The sequence below is a fragment of the Luteolibacter sp. genome (assembly GCF_039920825.1).
GTDB lineage: Bacteria > Verrucomicrobiota > Verrucomicrobiia > Verrucomicrobiales > Akkermansiaceae > Luteolibacter.
In genome coordinates this window covers 1-22,888 of sequence record NZ_JBDSCX010000050.1, presented here as the reverse complement: position 1 = coordinate 22,888, position 22,888 = coordinate 1, and the positions used below count along the sequence as shown (strand labels likewise).

The 22,888-nt window shown below is 58.9% G+C and carries 15 protein-coding genes; 6 read left to right on the top strand and 9 right to left on the bottom strand.

Annotation, left to right across the window (positions count from 1 at the left end):
* Positions 1-17 precede the first annotated feature (17 nt).
* A complete protein-coding gene (locus ABIQ96_RS16105; protein WP_348215643.1) occupies positions 18-245 on the top strand; it encodes a hypothetical protein in 228 nt (75 codons plus the stop codon).
* 60 nt (positions 246-305) lie between these two features.
* Here the strand turns inward: ABIQ96_RS16105 and ABIQ96_RS16100 are convergent, their stop codons facing one another.
* The gene (locus ABIQ96_RS16100; protein WP_348215642.1) at positions 306-704 is read right to left on the bottom strand and encodes a hypothetical protein; all 399 of its coding nucleotides are present in this window, start codon (positions 702-704) and stop codon (positions 306-308) included.
* Between the two features lie 412 nt (positions 705-1,116).
* Here ABIQ96_RS16100 and ABIQ96_RS16095 point away from each other — a divergent pair, with 412 nt between their 5' ends.
* From ABIQ96_RS16095 to ABIQ96_RS16085, 3 genes are all read left to right on the top strand, one after another.
* Positions 1,117-1,512 carry a hypothetical protein gene (locus ABIQ96_RS16095; RefSeq protein WP_348215641.1) on the top strand — a complete coding sequence of 132 codons (396 nt, stop codon included), beginning with the start codon at positions 1,117-1,119 and terminating at the stop codon, positions 1,510-1,512.
* A 36-nt stretch (positions 1,513-1,548) separates the two neighbouring features.
* A complete protein-coding gene (locus ABIQ96_RS16090; RefSeq protein WP_348215640.1) occupies positions 1,549-1,845 on the top strand; it encodes a PRC-barrel domain-containing protein in 297 nt (98 codons plus the stop codon).
* 1,567 nt (positions 1,846-3,412) lie between these two features.
* A complete protein-coding gene (locus ABIQ96_RS16085; protein WP_348215639.1) occupies positions 3,413-4,174 on the top strand; it encodes a DUF6799 domain-containing protein in 762 nt (253 codons plus the stop codon).
* A 160-nt stretch (positions 4,175-4,334) separates the two neighbouring features.
* Here ABIQ96_RS16085 and ABIQ96_RS16080 read toward each other — a convergent pair whose 3' ends face one another.
* The 5 genes from ABIQ96_RS16080 to ABIQ96_RS16060 form a co-directional block, all read right to left on the bottom strand.
* Positions 4,335-5,276: a fibronectin type III domain-containing protein gene (locus ABIQ96_RS16080; protein WP_348215638.1), complete on the bottom strand. Its 942-nt coding sequence runs from the start codon at positions 5,274-5,276 to the stop codon at positions 4,335-4,337.
* Between the two features lie 597 nt (positions 5,277-5,873).
* Positions 5,874-6,551, bottom strand: coding sequence for a response regulator transcription factor (locus ABIQ96_RS16075; protein WP_348215637.1), 678 nt, complete (start codon positions 6,549-6,551; stop codon positions 5,874-5,876).
* The gene (locus ABIQ96_RS16070) at positions 6,548-8,731 is read right to left on the bottom strand and encodes a PAS domain S-box protein (protein WP_348215636.1); all 2,184 of its coding nucleotides are present in this window, start codon (positions 8,729-8,731) and stop codon (positions 6,548-6,550) included. The genes ABIQ96_RS16075 and ABIQ96_RS16070 overlap by 4 nt, the downstream gene beginning before the upstream one ends.
* Before the next feature lie 11 nt (positions 8,732-8,742).
* Entirely contained in the window at positions 8,743-11,460 is a 2,718-nt protein-coding gene (locus ABIQ96_RS16065; protein ID WP_348215635.1) for a chemotaxis protein CheB, read from the bottom strand.
* A 403-nt stretch (positions 11,461-11,863) separates the two neighbouring features.
* Positions 11,864-12,130, bottom strand: coding sequence for a hypothetical protein (locus tag ABIQ96_RS16060; protein WP_348215634.1), 267 nt, complete (start codon positions 12,128-12,130; stop codon positions 11,864-11,866).
* A gap of 239 nt (positions 12,131-12,369) precedes the next feature.
* Between ABIQ96_RS16060 and ABIQ96_RS16055 the strand changes: the two genes are divergently transcribed.
* Positions 12,370-14,721, top strand: a complete 2,352-nt coding sequence (locus ABIQ96_RS16055; RefSeq protein ID WP_348215633.1) for a glycoside hydrolase family 2 TIM barrel-domain containing protein — start codon at positions 12,370-12,372, stop codon at positions 14,719-14,721.
* A 391-nt stretch (positions 14,722-15,112) separates the two neighbouring features.
* Here ABIQ96_RS16055 and ABIQ96_RS16050 read toward each other — a convergent pair whose 3' ends face one another.
* Positions 15,113-17,104: a BamA/TamA family outer membrane protein gene (locus ABIQ96_RS16050; RefSeq protein ID WP_348215632.1), complete on the bottom strand. Its 1,992-nt coding sequence runs from the start codon at positions 17,102-17,104 to the stop codon at positions 15,113-15,115.
* Positions 17,101-20,625, bottom strand: a complete 3,525-nt coding sequence (locus ABIQ96_RS16045) for a translocation/assembly module TamB domain-containing protein (protein WP_348215631.1) — start codon at positions 20,623-20,625, stop codon at positions 17,101-17,103. Before ABIQ96_RS16045 ends, ABIQ96_RS16050 begins: the two co-directional genes overlap by 4 nt.
* Positions 20,626-20,867: 242 nt before the next feature.
* On the opposite strand from ABIQ96_RS16045, the gene ABIQ96_RS16040 reads away from it, so the two are divergent.
* The gene (locus ABIQ96_RS16040) at positions 20,868-21,806 is read left to right on the top strand and encodes a type I phosphomannose isomerase catalytic subunit (RefSeq protein WP_348215630.1); all 939 of its coding nucleotides are present in this window, start codon (positions 20,868-20,870) and stop codon (positions 21,804-21,806) included.
* A gap of 214 nt (positions 21,807-22,020) precedes the next feature.
* Here ABIQ96_RS16040 and ABIQ96_RS16035 read toward each other — a convergent pair whose 3' ends face one another.
* The gene (locus ABIQ96_RS16035) at positions 22,021-22,479 is read right to left on the bottom strand and encodes a hypothetical protein (RefSeq protein WP_348215629.1); all 459 of its coding nucleotides are present in this window, start codon (positions 22,477-22,479) and stop codon (positions 22,021-22,023) included.
* Between the last annotated feature and the right edge of the window lie 409 nt (positions 22,480-22,888).

Genomic DNA, 22,888 nt, shown 5'->3' with positions numbered 1-22,888 from the left:
ATACCCGATCCCCCATCATGAATACAACTCTTGAAAAGAATGACATGCACCCGGGAACCGCGATTCCGGCCCGGCGAGTGACGCGGCACATGGTGCAGACCCGGACCCTTGAGCTTGCATTGCTCGCAGGTCGGAATCCCCATCAAATCAAACAGATGGACTACGAGCAGGCGAAGCGCGAGCTGACAGGTGAATCGGACTTCGACCTGCAACAGGCGATTCTCGACAGCCGGGAGTATGACTGAGCAGCCGGCGGAACGCCTCCCGACCTGTATGGCCCGGGAGGCGATCGTGTTTTGCAATCATCAGTCACCTAACGAAATCTTCCTCACGCCGGCCAGCATCTGATCATGCCCGGCCTCATCCACGCCCTCTTCGAAAAGCCGCTCGCCGACGCTGCGGCCGTTCTCGTCCTCATTGTCACCGAAGGCCACCGGCGCCTCGTGTCCCGGCGATCCGGGAATTGGATTCCAGCGGTCGGATTCCGGTGCCGATTCCAGCAATGTTTGATTCTCATCCAATTCGCTTCCGCCCGTGAGTTCGCGTTTGGCCTCCTCCCAATCCGACTTCGACGCCTCGTGAGGCATCCGCCCATTGATCGCCGCCAGCTCGGCGGCGCGCTCCCGCACCATGCCGCGGGTCACCATGCCGATGCCCGTTCCGTGAATGATCATTGCTTCCTCGTGTAATGGATTCGTATTCATGGTTCCTGCGGGGTTCCCGATATTACTATGGGAAAAACGTAGGAAGATATTCCGGATCCCGCCATGGGGTGAAACCCTACCGGACGACACGCGCCCGGAGATGCTGCCAGGATTACTCCGCTCACGTATATCTTCCCGAGTTGTCATAAGTCGTCACACTCCGCCCCATGCTGAACTCGCCATAGGCACCTTACCATCCTCTGTTTCGGAATGGAATGACGCTTTGAAGGACTTCGCCCGAGTTACTCGGCTGGTGGGCCACTATCTCATCCCATCATCAGTGTCTTGCGGAAATTATATTTCATTAGATTGCCAAAGTAGGGTTTCTCCTCATTGCCAGGCTTTCTGTTCCGGGTGTCGTCGGCTTGCCAAGCGATCACAACGGCATCTGCGAAAACCAATAGGTTCGGTCGTGAAATTCGGCCTGGCTGCGGCAGTTGTATTGCAAGGGAACCAGCTGTCACAGCCACGCTTCTTCTCAAAACCAAATTCAACCGGCGTCCTCCGAACAATCCGTTCTCCAGGAACAACTATCTGTTTCGCGACTTTCGCCATTACCAAAGACATGAAAAAAAATCTGAGTTCTCAACCCATTTTCAAGTATCCCGTATCCGGCGTGGGACAGAATTTCATTTACTCATGTCACCGGCTGGCATCGATTCTCCAATTGACGGAAGAGGAGTTACTGACAGGCTATTGCGGCGTGAAACCGAATAAAAATGGTGCGAAGAGGTTCTCGGCAACCGTTATTCAGAGCGGGATCGAAATGAAAGCTCCGGCTAAAATTTCCGAATCGCGATCCGCCTGACCGCGACGGGAGGAACCTGAATGGCGTGCTTCCGAGGTGATCGGGCAGAACGTGAAAAATGTGGGAGATGAAACCATCGGCGAGATCCGAGACCTTCTCGTCGATATGAAATCCGGAGAAATCCACGCCGTTGTCATTTCCTCCGGCGGCCTTCTCGTCAACGCCGACACTCTCAGTGCGGTTCCCGTGTCGGCTCTCCGCTTTGACGTCATTGCGAAGGCATTCAAGGCCCGAACAGATCACCCAAGCAGACTACGAGCAGGTAAAACCTGCGAGCTGACGAGAGAAACAGATTTCGACTTGCAGCAGATAGCGATTGTCGGCGGGTGGTGAAGCGAATCGATCCGGTCCCGCCACCCTTCGCCATTTGCGAGGGGAAGCATTATGGCAGCGGATCGAAATCCCCAGGCATACGCTCGCGGTGACAATCCGATCCGTCTCGGAATTTCCGTAAAACCGATGCGCATAAAATTCGCAGGTTCCGAAATTCTCTCTGGCAGATTTGAACATGGTGGCTCGGTTGGCAGGCCCGGCGATCCCATGTTCGGACCCAATCCATCATGTTTCGTTCAGCCCCGGGTCCACCCTGATTTTCCGTGGGCATGTCGTAATGAACAGTAGGAGTTCTCCCCATGGCATTCCCCCGGTGAAACTGGCATCCTCATGGTGCCTAGGGAATTCCGAAGCAGAAACCAAATAACGGTCAGTCGTGAAATTCGACTTGGCTGTGACAGTCATGTTTCAGGGAACACGACTGTCATAGCCTCCCCCTAGGCAAAGTAGGTCTACACCCCATGGCAATCAAACGTCATGATTGTAAATTGATGCTTCCTGAGCAACAGGAACTCTTCCCCGGAAAAACAAAAACCATAACCAGCAAGTCGTGAAATGCGACCGGGCTGTGACAGTCGCTTTGGAATGCATCGCGACGGTCACAGCCCAACTGCCGGAAATGATTGAGCAGAACCACCCATCCCTCTTGAGCCCCCCAAAGCATTGACTACCCAGATCATGATAGCAGGACGTCTAAAAAACTCGGCGCTGTTTCCGGAGAAAAAATCCGGAAACGAACTTCTTCAAGGTTTATTCCTGTTAGCGCGAAAAACCACTGACAAATCCGCATGAGTGAAAAAATCAACAATGACCGGTGCCGATCCGCCACCCGGTCGGACTCACATGCAAAGGGCGTGTCGATGAAATTATCGTTTATGCGGTCATTGACTTTGCGGCAATGGATGAATTGCCAGAAATCAGGTGACTGTCCCATTCTGCCTGTTTGGATTCGCCGGTTTTTCAAATGACAGAACCCGAGCAAGCGGCATGAAAGTATCCGAACAAGCATTTGTAGAACTCTTCAACCTTTAAATCGATGGATAGAACCCTACTTTCCCACCACCCTACAGACAATCATCCTGGAAATGCAGGATATACATCAAATCGTCCCGGCGGCCAATTCAAATCCATTCTAACGGATGCCCGGATGTTCGAACAGCAATCCCAACGCCGTCGGAATCCAGAGCCACTTCAAGGTGGCTGTTTCATTCCCCGTTCAACTTACAAAAAACCTACTACCCACGACCTTTTCAGATAACTCTTTCCACGCAAGATCAATCTGGCGCATTCACCTTATCAACCAACGATTATGAAAATAAATTTAAAATTACTCCTTGCCGCCTTTGGAATGGCCATAGTTGGAGCGAATGCGCTCTCCGGGTGCGCTGACATGGGAAGTGGCTCCCACGGCGGAAGCCGCCCGATGGGGAATCCAAAAATTCAGCAGACGAGTCCGGCTACGGGCATGTCCAATCACAACTAAATTCGTGCTGTCAGGATTCACCCCAAGGACAAAATATTTCAGGCTACTTCTGAATATCCAAACCCCAATACAACAACTACAATTATGAAAACACTGAAGACCACACTCGCCACGGCGTTCCTAGCACTTGTTATCTGCAACCACGGTTATTCCGAACCGCGTTCCAAGGGCGGGGAGCCGCTGGACGCCGAGGATTCCATGATGAACGGCGATCACCTCATGATGGAGGACGGCAAGATGATGGTGATGAAGGATGGCAAATCCATGATGATGGACGAGGACATGACCCTGTCCGACGGCACCAAGGTGATGAAGAATGGCAAAGTCACGATGAAGGACGGCACGTCAATGATGATGGAGGACGATGACTCGATCATGATGGACGGGAAAATGATGCACGGCGTCATGATGAAGGATCACATCATGATGAAAGGCGGGAAAATGATGGTGATAAAGGACGGCAAAGTGATGACGCTGCAGGAAACAATGACCCTCTCCGACGGAACCAAAGTCATGGCGGATGGCAATGTCATGATGGAGGACGGCAAGAAGACGATGATGGCCGACGGCGACATGATTACAATGGATGGTAAAATGATGAAGGCCTCCATGAAAAACGACCACATCATGATGAAAGACGGCAAGATGGTGATGATGAAGGGCCGTAAGACCATGATGATGGAGACGGACATGACCTTGTCCGACGGCACCAAAGTCATGACGGACGGCAATGTCATGTCGCCGGACGGCAAGAAGATGATGATGTCCGAGGGCGACTGCGTCATGATGGATGGAAAAATCAAAAAGGCGGAGGAGGTTCCGGCAGGGCCGAGAAAGAACAACTGACATGCGGCTGTTTCCGTGTGTCGGGGAGGGAGGCACCCCACTCTTGTGGCGCTGGCGGATGCGGAGCGCTTGAAAGGCTTCATGGCCTTTTCATCAAAAGCCTCCGTCTCGCTTCCTGGATAAACAGGCACGCCGTTTCCGGCGTGCCTGTAGTTTCCGGTCAGTTCAGCGTGATGGAGGCGGATGAACTGGCAGGCCCATCCCCGGATTCGTTATGGCCGATGACGGTAGCCGTTAGCACCACTCCCGACGGCAGGCCGGTGAGGGTGGTCTGGTCATCGGCGAAGAGGCCGAAGGTGCGGGGCTGGGGTTCGCCGGGAACCTGGATTTTCACGCGGTAGCCGGTGGCGCGGCGGGCGGGATTCCAATCGACGATGAGGGTGCCGGTCCCCGCGGCTCCGGCGGCGAGGACGAGGTTTTCCGGCGTACCGGGGGTGGCTGGATCGTTGGGGCGGTTGAAACCAAAGGCATACCAGAGAGGACTGTCGCCGGGCAGCGGGAGCTGGGAGAGTTCGTCGCGCAGGCCGCCGAGGCGGCGGCGTATGGTGTCGAGTGCGGTTTCGCGGGCGGTGGCGGCGGCGCTGCTCTCGTTGGTCTTGTCATTCACGCCGGTGCGGGCGGCGGAGGTGGCGAGATAGAGGGCGGCGGCGACGGCTTCGGTGACGTCAAGATCCGGTCGGGCGACATCGGTGATGACGCATTCGGGATGGTTGTGGAGGAACTTCTTGATTTCGCCTAGCAGGACGAAGCGTTCGCCCTGAGTGCCGGGCATGCTGATGGACCCGGCGGAGAATCCGGCTTCCTGCCAGAGCGGTCCCCACGAGCTGCCGATGCGGGGTTTCTCCAGTTGGATGAAGCGGGCGATGAACGCCTTGCCATTGGAGTCGGCGGTTTTGTTAGCTCCGGCGGCGCTGGCCTTGGCGGTGCGCTTGAGTGCGGCGGTTTCCTCGGCGGCGGTGAGCGCGTCGAGATCGGCACGGATGACGCCGCCGGTGTTCTGCTTGAGGCCGATGGCAGCCCCGTGGGTTTGTGCTCCGTCGGCGGCGTCCTCGGCGAGGGCGACGGCACCGGTGTAGTTTTTCGGTATTTCGTTTGAGGCCATGGTGGCGTGTATTTGGTATTAAAGTCCCGACGGTTTTCCTACCCGGCGGGTGTTGTTGGATGCGGCTCCGCCCGATGGGGAGGAAAACCGAAGGAAAATGGACATCTGATTGGAAATCAGAGGATAGCGGGTGCGGCAGACCTGCAAATTTCCGCCGCCAGAGAGGTGGAGGATGCGGCGGGCTCGCGAAATCCCGCCGTTTGCGGGGGTGCCGGTCCCACTACCGGTCCCACGCCCTGCCGCGCGCGGGACTGTAGGTTCCGCTATCGGCCACACGGCCACCGCGCGCCCGCCCTCCGGTGCCGCGGGGCCGCGAATTTCCGCCTCCAGGAGACTAGCCGCTCCCACAGCGGGGCATCCAGCGGCCGCGAGGAGACCAGCCGGACCAGCGATGCCCCGCGCGGCTTCCGCTAGGGGTGGTGCAGCACCGTATTTCCGCGCTGCGGCAGCCTCAAGGATGAACGGAATGGATGGATATCCCAACAATTCCTAACATTAAACCGGAGCCAGATAGAAATTGTCAATGTACCAAATCGGCATTCTGCTGGGCTGCCCCCTTGAAAGTATCCGCCATCCTGTGGTGGGAGCGAATGCCGCTCACAGAATCGTCACTTGCACGCTGCTCTCGATGATGCCGTTGGCGATGGCATAGCGGGTGAGGCTGGCAGCGTCGTGGATGTTGAGCTTCACCATTAAGCTCTGGCGGTGCTTCTCGACGGTCTTGATGCTGATCTTAAGAATGTCCGCGGTCATCTTGTTGGCGTTGCCCTCGGCGATGAGTTGCAGCACTTCCATTTCGCGCGGGGTTAGTTTGTCCGCGTCCGGCTTGGTGACCCCCGCCCGGGTCAGGGCGGATTTCCCCAGTGAGCTGAAGCGTTTTGAAATGGAGGGACTGAAATAGGTTTTGCCGCCATGGACCACACGGATGGCTTCCGGCAGCACATGGAAGGCGGATTGCTTGATCAGGTAACCGGATGCGCCGAGTGCCATGACCTTTTCGATGTAGGCATCGTCGCTGTGGGCGGAAAGGATCAGAATTTTGGTGGTGGTCTTCGTTAGAAGAATCTGCCGTGCGGCCTCCAGGCCGTTGAGCAGGGGCATGGCGATGTCCATGACCAAAACGTCGGGCGCGAGTTTGTTGGTCAGCGCCACGGCTTGACGGCCGTTTTCCGCCTCAGCGACGATCCGGATGTCCGACTCCAGTTTTAGTAAGGACAGCAACCCTTCGCGAACGATGGTGTGGTCCTCGGCTAACAGGACGGTGATCGGCTTCATGAGTGTTTCGCGGTTGGAGTTCCAGCAGCTTTCTTGGAAGCTGGTTTCTTCGCCTTGCTGCGGGCGGATTCGACCAGGACCCGGACGGTGGTGGGCGCGCCGGGTGCGGAGGCGACGGAGAAAATGCCGCCGATCATTTCCGCGCGTTCCCGCATCCCGATGAGTCCCAGACGCCCCTTCCGCTTCAAGGGCGGGTTTCCATTCACTTCGAAGCCTTCACCATCATCGGTGATTTCCAGCGAAATGCCTCCGGTGACTTTGTGGATGCTGATCTCGACCGTGGTCGCCCTGGCATGTTTAGTCACATTGGTGAGCGCCTCCTGGGCGATCCGATAGAACGTGGTGCGAATGATCTCCGGCACTTTTTCAATCCCGGCAAATGCCTTGAGACTGACGCGGATCCCGGTTTCCTCCATGAACTCCTTAAGATGGGTCTGGAGCGCCGGGATCAATCCCAAATCATCCAGCAGGGTCGGGCGGAGTTCGCGGGCGAACTGATGGACGATGTCCACGGATTTCTCGACCATCCGGTGAGTGCTGGCGATCCGCTCCTGAAGGTTGTCGATGTCTGAATTGGTTTCCTGAGCCAAGGCCGAGACATGGACATTGATGCCGACGAGCGTCTGGGCGATGACGTCGTGAAGTTCGCGGCTGATGCGCTTCCGCTCCTCCTCCTGCACGTGAAGGATCCGATGGGAAAGGTCACGCAGCCGGAGTTCCTGCTTCCGGGATTGGGTGAGCAAGCGGGTTTCCTCCGCACGGGTCTGGTGAAGGTCTTTTTCAAGTGCCTGACGGCGGATGATCTCCTTTTTCAATTTCAAGTTAGAGGCAGTCATCACCTCGAGATCGCGCTGCGATTTCTCCGCCCGGATGCGTGCCGTGATGTCGTTGAAAAAGCACACCACCCCATGCTCCTCCGACGGCAGGGTGACGCGTTCGATCTGCCACTCATAGATCTGTTCCTGAGCGATATCGCGCCGCCGTTCCGTAAACTCGGGAGTGTAATAGGGCTCGCCCGTTTTCAGGGTGTGCCGGAAGAGGGCCGTGGTCGAGTCCGCGGCCTTTTTCGGCCAGAGCAGATGGAGGATTTCCGAAAAATCGCGGTCGATCAGCGGATCGACGTTGGCGAAAATCTTGAGCGCCGGCGGATTCGCATGGAGCAACCGGAACCGCGCATCCACCACGAAGACGCTCACCGGGGCCTGGCCGATGAGCGCGGAAAAAAGCGCTTCATTCTGCCGCAGCATGTCCTCCGCCTGCTTGCGCACGGTAATATCGCGGATGTTGCACTGGATCACCGGCCTGCCGTTTTCCCGATAGAGATTCGCGACCACTTCCACTTCCTGATGCCTGCCGCCCTCGCCTTTCAAGGGCAGGTTCTCGTAGCGGACCTCGTGGTTTTTTTTCAACCTCCTGAACATCTCCTGGCAGGCTGGCTCATCTTCCAGAAGCCCGATTTCACAGAGTTCCTTGCAGACCAACTCCTGTTGTGAAAAGCCAAGGAGCTTGGTCATGAACGGATTGGCATCGGTAATTTTGTAGGTGCCGGGATCGACTAGAAGAATCCCGTCGTGGGCGGCTTCAAATAGCCGGCGGTAGCGGATCTCCGACTCGCGCAGGGCGTCTTCGTCGTGCTTGCGGCCGGTGATGTCGGTGACGGTGACGCTGCATTCCTTGCCGTCGGGCGAGCGTTGGGCGTTGATGGCGACAAACCGATCAGCTTGGCCTTTTTGCATCAGCCCGGATTCGATGGAAAGTCCTGTCTTGCCGGTGAAACTCTTTGCAAGGAAAACACTGAAAGAGGCACGGAGATCGGAGGGGACCAGCATTTCAAACGACCGGCCGACCAACCGCGAACGCTCCATCCCGACCAGCGCGGCTCCTGCCAGATTGACCCTTTTGATCGAGCCATCCATCAGGATCGTGAAATACCCCACCGGCGCGAAATCATAGAGGTCCGCGTAAAGTTCCCGCACGGATTCCGCTTCATCGCGGGCACGACGCAGCTCGGCATTCTGCATTTCCAATTCGATCTGATGGACCTCCAGTTCGTGGAGAAGCCGCTGGGTGTCCACTTTTGTCCGGGGGACCGGAGTTTCCGTAAGCAGTTCCATGGACTTTTTTTCCGCACGGCGGCGCAGTTCTGCCGGAGTTTCGCTGGTCTTCGGCTTGGTTGGCATATCGGTGGTGGTTAGATTCCGGAGGGTCCGGGCGGTTTGCCACTGCGCTTCGCCTTGGGCTTGGTGGAGACATTCGCCTTTTTGATTTCCGTCGATTGCTTGGCGAGGCGGGTTTCCAGATGATCCTGGATCTTCTGCATCTTGCCTTCGAGCGCTTTGGCGACGCTGATGTCCCAGAAGGTGATGACCACTCCGTCGATGCGGTCGTCCAGCGTCCGATAGGGCATGATCCGCACGGTGAACCAGCGGCCATCGCGCGAGCTGATCGGCTTCTCGTTGAATCCCAGCTTGCGCAGTACCTCACGGGCGTCATCCGCCAGTTCCGGATAGATCAGGTCCGACGAGAGATCGGTGATGGGTCTGCCGATGTCGCCCGGAATGAGATTGATGATCTTGGTGGCCTGGGTGGTGAAGCGGCGCACGTTGAGTTCCTTGTCGAGAAACAGGGTGGCGACATCGGTGCTGTTGAGGAGATTCTTCATGTCGTTGTTCGAGCGGGACAGCTCGTCGAGTTTCCCCTGCAGCTCGTTGTTGACGGTTTGCAATTCCTCGTTGAGTGACTGCATCTCCTCCTTGGAGGTGGTGAGCTCCTCGTTGGTGGATTGCATTTCCTCGTTGGTGGACTGGATCTCCTCGTTGGTGGACCTCAGCTCTTCATGGGAGGTCTGCATTTCCTCCCGAGTATTTTGCAGTTCCACACGCGTCTGTTGGAGTTCCCGCTCGACCTCGGTGAGGCGCGGGTTGCGCGGTGGTGCTTTTCCGGATTTAACGACCGTCTTGAGATCCAACGGCGGGGCGATCTCCGTGAAGACCATCATCACCATGCCGCGCAGCGGCTCGGTTTCCGCGAGCTTCTCGACGGTGATGTTGACGAACAATTGGCCGGCGTCGGCACCGATTTTCAATCCGTGCAAAACCACCGGGGTGTCCTGCTTCAGTGCCTTCTGGAAGGCGCCGGTCAACTCGTAGCGCAGGCCGTCGCGCGCCATCGCGAAGATGTTCCAGTTCGCCTTGCCGGCCGCGGGTTCGAGGTATTTCCCGGTGCGACCGCTGATGTAGAGGATGTCGCCCTGTTCGTTGGCGAGCACGGACGGCGGGCTGTAGCGGTGCAGGATCAACTGCTCCGCCAGCGACTGAAGGCTCTGATAGGATTTCGCCGCGACCGGCTGGCCGTGGCCGACGGTTAGAGCCGGGGCGAACGAGGAGGGGAACTCAATGCGCTCCGGCTGCAGCGAGGTGTCGGTCCGGCGGAAAATCCGGCACTTGCCGTTGACGGTGGCGAACAAGTCGTTGAAATGGCCGATGGTTTCCGCGCTGCCGAGCACCAGCACGCCGCCCGGATTGAGACAATAGTGGAACAATGGCAGCAGCTTCTTCTGCATTTCATGTGACAGATAGATCAGCAGATTCCGGCAGCTCATGAAGTCCAGCTTGGTGAACGGCGGATCCATGATCAGACTGTGCGGGGAAAAAATCACCATTTCGCGGATCTCGGTGCGCACCCGATAGACGTTGTCCTCCTTGATGAAATAGCGCCGCAGTTGTTCCGCGGTCATATCCGCGGAAATGTTCTCCGGGAACAATCCCTGGCGGGCCTTGTCGATCGCATCCTTGTCCAAATCGCTGGCGAAGATCTGTAATTTAAAGCTCTTCTTCGGCTTGAGTTTCTCCATCACCTCCTTGAAGACGATGGCGAGCGAATAGGCCTCCTCTCCCGTCGAACAACCCGCGACCCATGCCCTCAGGGTGCCCTCCGGCCTCCCAGTTAGCAGGGTTGGCAATGTTTCCTCCCGCAGGATCTTCCAAACATGCGGATCGCGGAAAAACGACGTCACGCCGATTAGCATTTCCTTGAACAGCAAATCCAGCTCCTGCGGATTCTCCTGCAAATAGCGGACGTAAGTGGCGATCTTCTCGATCTGATGGATCCCCATCCGCCGCTCGATCCGCCGGTAAAGCGTGTTGCTTTTATAAAATGAAAAGTCGTGGCCGGAATGACTGCGCAACAGGATCACGATTTTTTCCAGGCCACCGCGCATCTTCTCATCGACGCCCGGGTCGGTCTCGTCGGCGAGCGGTTTGCGCTTCAGGAACGCCATGATCTTGCGCGGCAGTTCCTCCGCCGGTGCCACGATGTCCACCACCCCCGCGTCGATCACGCTGCGCGGCATGCTGTCGAACTTCGCCGAAGTCGGTTCCTGGGCCAGCGCCAGCCCGGCCTTCTCCTTGATGTCCCTCATGCCGAGCGTGCCATCGGTCCCCATGCCTGATAGAATCACGCCGATGCTCAGTTGCTGCTGGTCCTGGGCCAGCGAGCGAAGGAACAGATCGATCGGCAGCCGCAGTCCGCGCGCCTCCGCCGGTTCGAACAAATGCAGCGACCCGTGCAGGATCGACATATCCTTGTTAGGTGGAATCACATAAACGCAGTCCGGCTTGACCAGCGTGCGGTCCTTGACCTGGACCACCTTCATCGGCGTGCAGCGCTGGAGCAACTCCGCCATCAGCCCCTTGCGCGTGGGATCGAGATGCTGGACGATCACAAATGCCATTCCGCATTTCGCAGGAACCTGCTTGATGAACTGCTCGAGCGCCTCAAGCCCGCCGGCCGAAGCACCGATGCCGACGATCGGAAACGAGACGCTGGGTTTCGGAGCCGGAGTTTCCTCGGTGGCGACCACCGCTGGCGCTTTCTTCGTGCGGCGGGGAGTTGTAGTTTTCTTTTCCATGGTGATCTGCTTCGCACCCGAACAAGGCCGGTGATTCACAACAGGACAACGATTTCTCCCCTGTCGTAAAAGACTGCGCGTTTGTCCAGATGATCACAACTCAAAGTTTTTCCGGGAACTCCGGGTGCCGTCGGATTGGGTGGGACCACCTTTGGGCCAACCGATTGCTGGCGGTAGCACTTCACCCCATAGAAACCTGCGCGATTCATCCTATAACTAAGGACGTCTCGCGGGAGCAATTCCGGGAGACGCTCCGCCACATAAATCAAACAGATCGGTTCGTGGAACCCGATCAGGCTGTGACAGTCGCATTTCACTTCCCCGACACGGCTGTCACAGCTTCCCTATTTTAAAAAATGATCCGCAGTTCACCAGGAACAGGATGCACCGATTGTCAGCAACTTCATTCCATGCCGATGAGCCTCCAGCCTTCCAGTCGATTCGAGACGCGCCGCACGCCGCTCGGTGGGCAAACCGTGGCCGCGACACCGCGCGCTTCGACCAAGGGCATGCGTCTCGAGTCGTTGGGTTTCCGACAGATGAAAGTTCCCACGCTGCCATCGCAATATCCGTCGATGCAGGCTACGCAGAAACGGTTGGCCCGGAAACGGAACATACAGATCCGGGTGACGACCGGCATCGCGTTCCTGCTGACGATCGCGGCCATCATCCAGTACGGGATGTTTTCCTATTCGAATCGATCCCCTATCGTTCCGGTTGCCGCCAAAGTATCCGCAAAAACTCCGCCCTCAACAGCATCGCCCGTCGACAAATCTCCGGACTCTCCCGATCGGAAAAGCGATCCCGCGAAGGAATCAAGTTCCCGGTTACCGGAGCATCGCGACTCAGCTACAAATTAGCGATCACTGGGAAAACTAACCCGTTTCGGTGACTGGCTTTCTTCCGGAAATGCGTTTCAATCGCGCAGTGAAGCCCATCATTGCCATTTTTCTCGCCGCCATCGCCACCGCGTCGGCCCGCACCGTTGTCTCACTCGATGCTGACTGGGCCTTCTTCCAAGGCGATGCGAAGGGAGCCGAGAACCCGGAGTTCAACACCGCCTCGTGGCGGAAACTCGATGTGCCGCATGACTGGAGCATCGAGGGGAAATTCGACGAGAAGGCCGCCACCACCGGCGCGGGTGCCTGGATGCCTTCCGGGGTGGCGTGGTATCGCAAGGAAATCTCCCTTCCGCCCGAAGCCAAGGGCCAGCGCGTGTGGGTCGAGTTCGACGGCGTGATGCAGAACAGCGACGTCTGGTTCAACGGCAAACTCCTCGGCCACCGGCCCAGCGGCTACGTTGGATTCCGTTACGACCTCACCGATCTCCTCAAACCAAGCGGCCCTAACACCCTCGTCGTGAAAGCCGACACCGCCGAACAGCCTGCATCCCGCTGGTATTCCGGCGCGGGCATCTATCGCCACGTCCGCCTCGTCACCGCCCATCCGGTGCATGTCGAGCCGTGGGGCGTTTACGTCACGACCCCCGAGGCCAACGAAGCGGCGGCCACGGTGAAAATCCAGACCACGCTCGTTAACTCCGCTAACAAGCCAGGCAAAGTCACTCTCCGCAGCGCCCTCGTCGGACCTGATGGAAAATCCCTCGCGCTCGTCACCACCGAAGCCGACTTGTCGCCCGGCAAGAGCGAGACCGTCAGCCAGCAGATCAAAGTCCCCCACCCGCGGCTGTGGAGTCTTGAGTCGCCGGAAATGAACAAAATCGTCACCCGCATCACCGCCGGTGAGACGGTGCTCGATGAGGTCACCACGCCCTTCGGTATCCGCCAGGCCGAATTCAAATCCGACACCGGCTTCTGGCTCAACGGGAAGAATTTCAAACTCAAGGGCGTCTGCCTCCATCAGGACGGCGGCGCGGCAGGTGTCGCAGTTCCGTTAGGCGTGTGGGAACGCCGTTTGAAATCCCTGCGCGAACTCGGGGTCAATGCCATCCGCACCGCCCACACCCCTCCGGCGCCCGAGTTTCTCGACCTCTGCGACCGCATGGGCTTCCTTGTCATGGACGAGTTCTTCGACTGCTGGACCAAGGGCAAAAACAAATACGACTATCACCTCTTCTTCAAGGAGTGGTCATCCATCGATCTCCGCGACGGCATCCTCCGCGATCGCAACCATCCCTCCGTCATCCTCTACAGCGTGGGAAATGAAATCCACGACACGCCCCAACCGGAGATCGCCAAGCCGATCCTCCGCGGCCTCGTCGATGTCTGCCATGCCACGGATCCCTCGCGCTCAGTGACCCAGGCGCTGTTCCGTCCTAACGTTTCCGGCGACTACAAAAACGGCCTTGCTGACATGCTCGACGTCATCGGCACCAACTACCGCGACAAGGAACTGCTGGATGCGTGGAAGGATAAATCCGGCCGCAAGATCGTCGGCACCGAGCAGGGCCACGAACGCGCCACCTGGCTGCTGTGCCGCGACAATCCGCAACATTCCGGCCAATTCCTCTGGTGCGGCATCGACTACCTCGGCGAGTCACGTAGCTGGCCGCTCACCGTATTTAACGGAGGATTGTTAGATCGTGCCGGATTCGTTCAGCCGCGCGGACTCGAACGCCAGAGCTGGTGGAGCGACAAGCCGATGGTCCGCGCCCTGCGCCGCATCGGCATGACCTCCGCCACGCCTGCCGATCCCGGTTACGAGGCTCTCGAATGGAACCGCCGCCAGGTCCTCTTCGCCGACTGGACGCCCACAGCCACCGGCGATCACGAAGAGAACGTCGAGGTTTACAGCAATGCGGACGAGGTCGAACTGTTCCTCAACGACAAGTCGCTCGGCAAGCAGAACACCCGCAAGGACAGCGCGGCGATCAGCTGGAAAGTCCCCTATCAACCCGGCACGCTCAAGGCGGTGGCGCGGACGAAAGGCAAGGAAGTCGCCAGTGATCTTCTCCGCACCGCAGGCAAGCCGGTGAAAGCCCGGCTCGTCACCGACCATGATTTCATCGGCATCGGCTTCGATGACGTCGCCAACGTCGTGATCAATCTGCTCGACGAAAACGACACGGTCGTTCCCGCAGCGGACAATCTCATCAAGTTCTCCGTCTCCGGCCCCGGCAAAATCATCGGTGTCGATAGCGGCAACATCGTCAGCACCGAGCCGTTTGTCGCCAATGAACGCAAAGCCTATCAAGGGACCGCCCTCGCGATCCTCCGCGCCACCGCGCCGGGCAAAATCACTCTAACTGCCACCGTTGACGGCCTGCCACCAGCCACGCTGGAGATAACCGCCAAACCGTGATCGGGGTCCCCGCCGGGTCGAAGATCCGATAGGGAGCCACGACACTCTTGTCGTGGAGTGAATGCGTGGAAAAAGAAGAGCTCCAAAGATCTTTTCTTTTTCATCCCATTCTCAAGCACCACAGGAGTGTGGCGCCTCCTTGTTTAAAAATCAAAACGCCGTGCCAATGGCGAAGTGCAGCGTCCCGATCGGTTCGCCGGGGTCCTGCCGCCCGCCACCCTGGAAATCACCGCCAAATCGTTATCGGTCCCCGCTGGATCGAAGATCCGATAAGGAGCCACGACACTCTTGTCGTGGAGTGAATGCGTGGAAAAAGAAGAGCTCCACAGATCTTTTCTTTTTCATCCCATTCTCAAGCACCACAGGAGTGTGGCGCCTCCTTGTTTAAAAATCAAAACGCAGTCCCGATGGCGAAGTGCAGCGTGCCGATCGGTTCGCCGGGGTCCTGCGTCAGGTTGTAACCATACTCTAACCGGATCGGCCCGATCGGCAGATCGAGGCGGATGCCGAGGCCCGCCGCCAGATTGAGTTTCGCGTCGGGGATGTCGTCGTATTGGCGGGACAGCGATCCCGCGTCGAAAAACGCCACGCCCTTGACGCTGCCGGAGATCGTCCGGATGAGTTCGGCATTCGTGTGCCACGATGCCTCGCCACCGGTCGGATAGGTATTCGCCACCGGTCCCAACTCGCGGTCCGGAAAGCTGCGGACACTGCCGGAACCACCGTTGAACAACCGGATGTCGATGGGCAGTCCCTCGCCGTCGCCGGTAGGAATGATCACCCCGCACGCACCGCCAAGGACCAGATCATATTTCGAACCGAGTTTGTGATACCAGCCGCCGCTCATACCGGCCGACGCATAGCGGGTGGAAACAGTTCCCACCGCCGCGCCGATTTCCACGGGTGCCTCCAGATGCCAGCCGCTCGTCGGCAGCACCGGACTGTCCCGGTAGTCCAGCGTCTGCGTGAACCGCAAACGCGGGTGGGTGTAAACGGTTTCGCCGAGTTCATCGGAAGGAAGACCGTTCGCACTGAGATTCACGATCGAGTAGCCGCCTAACAAATCCAGCGTGTAGTGATCGCCGACCTTCCATTTCGTGCTGGCTTCGAGACCGGTTTCCAACGAGCTGTAACCCTCGCGCGTGAAACTGAGCGCATAGGCGCGCAGGGTGCCGGCCACGTCGTTACCGAACATCCAGGGATCAATCAGCTTGGTTTCCCCGAGGATCCCCTTGCTGCTGAATTCGAAACCGCTGCTGAACCCCAACAGCTCGCCCCACAGATTGCGGTCGGCGTAGGTCGTGCGGAAAATCGGACCCTGATAGGAATCCGCCCCTGCGGCGAAACTCAACTGCCGCGCGCGGCCTTCCTCCAGGTGCAGCGTCGCGTCGATCCGGTCTTCCGAGACCGGGTATCGCTCGAGGCGGACGGAAGAAAACGCGCCGGTCGCGAGCAGCTCGCGGATCCGCTTGTTCATCGCCGCCTCGTCATACCACTGGCCTTCCAGAGCCTTCATCCGCGCTTCGATCCGCGCGGGATTGGTGATGACCAATCCTTCGGGGTGGACCTTGTTCAACTTCACCCGCTTGCCAAGCTCGACGGAGAATTGCGGGATGAAACGAGCCTGCTCCAGACTGCGGGACATCGTAATGTTCGAGTCCGGATAACCGCTGCTGGTGAAGGACTCCTCCACCGCGAGGCGCATCGCGTTGAGATTTCCGGTAGTCGCCCACCGACCGATGTAAGGCTCCACCGTGACTTTGGTTCGCCGCAGTCCGCCTTCGTCCGAGCTGGTGATGCGCGCCGGAGCAATACGGAACTGCTCTCCCTGCTTCACGTCGATGACCACACTGACCGATCCGGTGGCAGGGTCGGTTTCACGGCTGCTGATTTCCGCCTCTGCCGCCCAGTAGCCTTCCGCGTTGAGCTCCTGTTGGATATAGGAAAGTCCGGTCGCCACATCCTCTTCGCGGAAAGGAGCATCGCCAGCGGTCAGCGGGCGGTCTTTCTCGGCGGGACGTGAGTAGAGTTTGACGAATTTCCGGGTGTCCTCCTTCGGCACGCCGTTCACGGTGACGGTCCCCAGCGACAGGCGCTTCCCCTCCTGCACGGTGAGAAGGATCTCCGTGCTGCTGACGATTTTCCAGTTCACCTGGACATCGGCGTAGCCATCCTTTTGCAACACTTGGCGGACGAGAAACGCGGCGTCATCCGCCCGCGAGGCCGAGGCATCGCTTTTCCTAACATGCTCCAGCCGCCCACCCATCAGTCCGAGCACCTGGTCGCCGGATTTGCGTTTCATTCCCTCGATGATTACGCGCGTTTCAGCACTGGCGGCGAGTGCCGTCAGCAGCAGGACGAGAGTGGTGCGGCAGGAGTTCATCGGAAGGAAAGCCGCCAGATGACGAGCACGCGGGAGTCACCCGTCGCGCCCATTCCAGCGGAAATAAACCAGTGGTCGGTTAGTGAAATGGTGGCGGTGGAGAATGAATCGCTCGAATAAGGATCCGCCTCGGCGAGACTGAAGTCCACCCGGTCGAGCAATGCTAACAGCGGGCGAAGCTGCTTGCCGAAACGGAAACGGCCGCGCCGCAATTCCTCGGCGAGCAACTGCATCGCCCGGGACGAGGCGGCCTGCGGATTTTCCAGCCCGGTGGTGGTGGTGCCGGTGGCGAGCAGCGTCATGATCTCGTTTTCCGGCAGCGGCGGATTGGATGTTAGGACGAGCTGCGGATTCGAGGCGCGGCCATAGGCATAGATCGTCACCACGTAAGGCCGCGGTTCGGCGGTGCCTCGGATTTCCAGAATCGGATCGAAACCGGACGCCGGCTTGAAACTCACCGTGCCGTTGCGGACCGACAAGGTGCTGAAGGGCAGGCTCGCTTTGAAATCCTTGATCTTGAATTCCCCGTCGGGAGCCGGGGCCGCCAGCGTCCCGCCGATCCTCATGCTGCCGGTGACTTCACCAGTCGCGAGGTTGCCGCGGATGAGCAATGGCTCGTCGGTTTTCACCGTGACGTTGAGCCCCCATTCGGCGAACGGTGCGGGTAGTGCGGCGGTCGTGCTCTTCGGCGGATCGATCTTCGGCAAGGCAGCCGCAGACGGTCCGGTAAACGGCGCGCCGATCGGCAATAGTTCGATGTCCCGATAGAAAATACTGTCCACCGCACCGACCGTTCCAGATAGAACCGCCCGCTCCCACGGTCCCTGCAAACGGAGGTCGGCATTGGCGCGCACGATCAGGAAATCATTGCGCTGCAGCGGCAGATGATTGCCCTGAAGCCGCAGGTTGATGTCGCCTAATTTCCCGCCGGTGATGGCCAGCGTCCCGTCTCCTTGCAGAGTTCCGCCCGCGACGGTGGCTTTCAGGTTCTTCAGTTCCACCCGATCAAGTGCGAAATTCAGAGTCGCCCCTCCGCTCTCGACCGCGGGAAACTTGTCGGCCTTGAAGCGGATGCCGGCTCCTGCCAGATTGATGACGCCCTTGATCTCCGGTTTCCCGACCTTGCCCGTGACCATCACGTTGCCGGTTAGAACTCCCGAGATCTTGTCCGCTGCGGAAACCAGCGAACCGAAACGAGAGATATCAAGCCGTGGCAGATCCACCCGCGCGTCAAGCGGCTCGTCCTTCACCAGCTCCGGCGTCTCCGCCCAATCCGCCGGACGGAACGGCATCGTCGCCTTCAGTTCCGCCGGGGCGAAATCCGGGGCGGTGGCGCTTCCCGTCACCACGAGCTTTCCCTCCTTCCCCGCGATTTCGATCTTCAGATCGGCTGGTGGAAGCTTTGGTTGCGTCGGCGAACGGAGATCGCGCGCTTCGAGCTTTGCGGCGATCACCGGCTCGGCATAAGTGCCGGAGACATTGAAATCCAGTTGGCCGGTGGAACGCGGATCGAGTTTTTCGAAAGCCGGCACCCATTGCTTGAGCAGACCTAACGAAAGCACGCGCGAGTTGATCGCCACACTGACGGGGCGCACGTCCTTGGCCAACGTCTCCCGCCACTTCGAAAAATCCGCGGGCACCGGCAGGCGAGCGGTGCCGGATGCGAGTTCGGTCTTGCCGTCATTCCACAGGAATTTCCGCAGCTCCAATATACCATTGGAAAGCGCCGCATCGAGAGCGACAGTCTGCTCGTTCATTTGCAAACGCAGCCCCTGGGTCTCGAAGCCCGCCGGCCAATCGTATTTCGCCCCGCCGATGGCAGTGACCGGCGCGGCATCCTCCCGCGTCCATGTGGCCTGGGTGAATGCGACCTCGCCGTGATGTTTGCCCGCCTTGATCTCACCGCCGCCGCTCCATTTTCCGCTGAGATTCGCCACTCCGCCCGGCTTCACCTTCACGACAGCCAGCCAACGGTCGATCCTCGTGTTGGTGAAATCCTCCAGATCCAGCGCGCCCTGATAGGTTGCCGCCGGGATCTGATAGGTGGCGGCGGCCTTCAAACCCTCGGCCGTGAGCTCCGCCGTCACCGGCGCTTCCGGAGCCCAGTGCCCCTTCACGGCGATGGGCGACGCCAGCGTAACGTCCTTGGCCTTCAACACCAGTCCGGCATCCGCGGACTTCGGCTTGTTCGCATCGAACGCCACCACGAAATTCCCATCCACCGACGACGGCGGGATCGGAGCTTCAGGATCGATCGCCGGAACGCGCGGTGCCAACTCGCGCAACGCTTTTGGCACATCCGCGATGTTGAACGTCCCCTTCGCCTCGCCCAGCGTGAAACTCTTCCCGCCGCGGGTCACCGGCACCGCGGCGTCCAGCGAGACGCCGGTTCCGAGAAGCACTCCATGACTGACCACCGTCGCCTGATCCGCGCCTAACTGCGCGTCGAGCGCCAGCTCCGGCATCGTCCAGTCCTGCCAGAAAACATCACCTAACGAAATCCGCACCTTGCCCGTCGCCGCTTTCGGATCGGGCAGAATCCCATTCATTTCCACCGCCAGCGAGGTCAGCTTGGCTTTGGCCGGTAGATCGATGCCGAAGCGCTTCACAGCCTCATCCACCTGCAGAGTCCCCTCTCGCAGGTCGAGCTTGGCCGAGGCGAATCCCGGTGCGCTGGTCAACATGAAGACCGCGTCATCGAGATGCACCTGGCTCGCCACCGACGGCTCGCCACCGGCGGGAAGCTGCATCACGAACTCGCGCAGGCTCACCCCGGGAAACGGATCGAGCCGCGCGATGGATAGATCGTCCGGATTCCAAACCACCGTCGATTGCCTGGCCTCCCACACTCGGCCGGTCACGTCGGTGAAAGCGCCGAGATCTATCTGAATGTCATTACTGCCCGGCGCATGCGACACACGGCTGGGCGCGAGCTGGAGTTCTGGTTTTCCGTCGCGAGTCGCGGCGAGACTGATGTTTTTCAAATCCAGCTTCACCGGCAGCACCCGCTCGCGCACCGAGCGGATCGTTTCCACCAGCTTCTTCAGATCCAGCGGCGGCTTTTCCTCGTCCTCCTTTTTCAGCCCCAGCCGCAAGTCCGCATGCACGCCGTCCACTTCGAGTCCCTCCAGCCGTCCTTTGATCAGGCCTCGCCATTCGTAGTCCGGCACTACGCGGTCAATCGTCAGGATGGCGAGCGCTCCATCCGTCTCGATTTTCAGGTCGGAAAATGAAAGCCCGCCCGTAAGACTGCCGCCGACCTTCAGGTTGCCCCGGATCCCCGCTTTCTGCAGGAAATGAGCCACCACCTGCGGCGCGATGTAGCGCAAGCCCGGGCCGTTCAGCCACAACAGCCCCAGAGCCAGCAGCGCCAGAAATCCCAACACCCAGCGCCCATACTTCCGGCGTCGCTTCGGACGCGCTGCGGGTTCGTCGGTTGGTTTTTCAAGGTCCGCCAAAACACCGCTAACTTCGACGGAACTTCCCGCCGGGTCAACCGCTCCCTTTCCTGCAAACCCCACAGAGTTCAGTCGCGAAAAGGTGGAAAGCGGTCGCAAAAAGCAAATTCAAACCGCGGGTGGAGGGTGGGGAAGAGTTTAGAACCGCGGATTTCGCAGATTTACGCGGATGGAAAGAAGGAGAACAAAGCCCTCAAACCACAATCCCCATCCTCTTCATCCGTGTCATCGGCGATTGAAAGAGCTTCCCCCTATCGGATTCTCTGCAATTGCCAAAACCCGCCTCCGCGTTTATCTCCCCGCCCATGGAGCCAATCACTTTCAAACCACTCTACATGCAGCGCGTCTGGGGCGGCCGCGAACTTGAACGCGTTTACGCACGCCACCTGCCCGATCCCGCCCAGCCCTACGGCGAATCATGGGAAATCGTCGATCGCGAAAACGAGCAATCCGTCGTCGATCAGGGCACCTACCATGACAGCACCCTGCACGACCTCTGGATGAACCACCGCGAGGAAATCTTCGGCGAAGGATTCTCCGACCAGCCGCGTTTTCCCATCCTCATCAAGGTGCTCGACGCCCGTGACGATCTCTCCATCCAGGTCCATCCACCGGCACACCTCGCCGCTTCCCTCAGTGGCGAGCCGAAAACGGAAATGTGGTACATCGCCGATTGCGATCCCGGAGCCAAACTCTACGTCGGCCTGAAGAACGGCATCACCCGCGCCGATTTCGAGAAATCGATCGCCGACGGCACCGTCGCCGATTGCGTCCACGCCATCACCCCGCAGCCCGGCGAATCGATCTTCATCCCCTCCGGCCGGCTCCACGCCATCGGCGCGGGATTTTTGATTCACGAAATCCAACAGAACTCCGACACCACCTATCGGGTTTTCGATTGGAACCGTCTCGGCCTCGATGGAAACCCGCGCGAACTCCATGTCGGCGAATCTCTCGCCAGCATCGACTTCCAAGACTTCGAGCCCGGCATGGACCCGCCCGTCGGCGACAACCTCGCTAGTTGCGACTATTTCAAAACCGATAGAAAATCCCTCGAACTCGGCCAAACAATCACCAATCCCCGCGACGACCGCTTTTCCATCCTTTGCGTAGTTGAAGGTCTGTTGGAAAGCGACGGCGGCACCCGCTTCGAAAAAGGCCGATTCATCCTGCTCCCCCGCGACGGCGCACCGCTCACCGCGCTGGAAGACTCCACCATTTTGCAGGTGACGCTGCCGATGTAAGAGGCAGCCTGGCTGTGGCGTCTCTCCGCAGTCCGTGGTGAGAGACTCTCGCCGCGTCACATCTTCCTATCAGAAATCCAAAATCAAACCTCCACAATCATCAATCCAATCGCTGACGGTCTGATAGACGGAAGATCGATTGATGATTGATGATTGATGATTTTGGAGGTTTGAAGCAAAGAGCCTTCGGTCCTTCCTGACGGCAAGACACGGATTACCGTCTCACCCCCGCGTATCGTGTCATCCAGTGAACCATTTCCCGGTCGCCGGCGGAAGTCCGATGAACGGCAGGGATTAGGATCGAGTCCACGATCTTATAACGGGAATCCACGGCGATCAGATAGCTTCCCGCGATGTGATATCCCACCTGCTGCTGGCTTGCCGGCAAGACCCTCGCCAATTCCTGCGGAACGTCGGTCAGAGATTCACGTTCGCTTTCTGCCAGAACCTTGCCGGGAGCCATTTCGACTTCCCCGGAGTCTAAAGCTCCACCCGGACGGTCGCCCTCCAGCGTGTCGAAGTATTGCACCACCTTCGAGCGGACATGGGAACCGAACACCACCTCGGACGGAGTTGCCACCGCGACGGGTGATGAGGAGCCTAGATAATTGGCACCGGTCAGCAGAACGGGAGTGATGCTGGAAACGGCGAGGAACTGGACAAGGGCGTTCATGAGGGTCGGGAGTCAGTGGTTCGGAAAAGGTCCCATCCTTTTCGCAAGCCCCATGCCAACGCGGAAAACCTCCGTAACTCCCGCACTCTCAATACCAGCCCCCGGCAGACAATTCACCGCCGTCATGCAAATTGCTTGTTAACCGACCGTCACGGGGCAAACCGCAACCCGCCGCCCTCCTCTTTACCCGCTTTGCTGATCGCTGATCACTACTCACTCAGCACTACCCCCTCTCCCCATAAGGAGCGGCGGCCTGACTGTCGCATTCTGTTCGGTCAGTCTTGAATGGCACTGACTTAAGCGAGATTTCGGCGAAAGGAGTGGTCGGAAATCCGGTGATCAGGTTGCTTCTCGTGTGACCTCAAACCAACCCTTCCTCACCGGATTTCCTACGCAGATTTGTGGCCGG